The sequence below is a fragment of the Mycobacterium colombiense genome, assembly GCF_001953985.1.
GTDB lineage: Bacteria > Actinomycetota > Actinomycetes > Mycobacteriales > Mycobacteriaceae > Mycobacterium > Mycobacterium colombiense_B.
Genome location: NZ_MBEI01000027.1, coordinates 1 through 724, shown reverse-complemented (window position 1 = coordinate 724; position 724 = coordinate 1). Strand labels below are relative to the sequence as shown.

General features: G+C 70.3%; 1 protein-coding gene. It reads left to right on the top strand.

The window, feature by feature from the left end; genetic code table 11:
• Nucleotides 1-8: 8 nt before the first annotated feature.
• Nucleotides 9-724 (top strand): DUF222 domain-containing protein (locus tag A5732_RS04840; protein WP_142256557.1); only part of this gene is annotated, 716 nt, incomplete at its 3' end.

The window sequence follows — 724 nt, the reverse complement described above, 5'->3', positions numbered from 1 at the left end:
TCGAACACATGTTCGAGTGGTGGTATGCCTCCCGGGAGACGCCGGAGTCGGCGGCGCTGCTGGATCGGGTGCGTGAGGCCGGGCGTGCGGAGGCGCGGGCGGGCGCCGAGCGGTTGGTGGCCGCTGGTGACTTGTTGGCGTTGCGGTGCCGGGAGTCGGGGGAGCGCGCGGACTGGTCGGCCGATGCGTGGGATGCGGTGGCCGCGCAGTTGGGTGCGGCGTTGGGGTGCAGTGTGGCGATGGGGCACAGTTATCTGCGGTATGCGATGGCGATGCGCGACCGGCTGCCGCAGGTGGGCAAGGTGTTTCAGGCCGGCGATATCGATTACCGGGCGTTTCAGACGATCGTGTTTCGCACCGATCTGATCACCGATGCCGACGTGATGGCCCGCGTCGATGCGCGGTTGGCGGTGTTGTTGTCGCGGCGGCCGTCGCTGACCAAGGGTGGGTTGGCCGCCGCGGTGGATCGGGTGGTGGCATTGGTGGATGCCGACGCGGTGCGCCGGGCCAAGGACGCACTGCGTGATCGCTACGTCGATGTGCTGGCCCACGAGTCGGGGATGGCGTATCTGAGCGGCAGCGTGGTGGCCACCGACGGCCAGGCGTTGGATCGGCGCCTCGATGCGGTGGCCGCCACGGTGTGCGACGCCGATCCGCGCACCGTCACACAGCGGCGCGCGGATGCGTTGGGGGCGTTGGCCGCCGGGGGCGAGCGGCTGGTGTG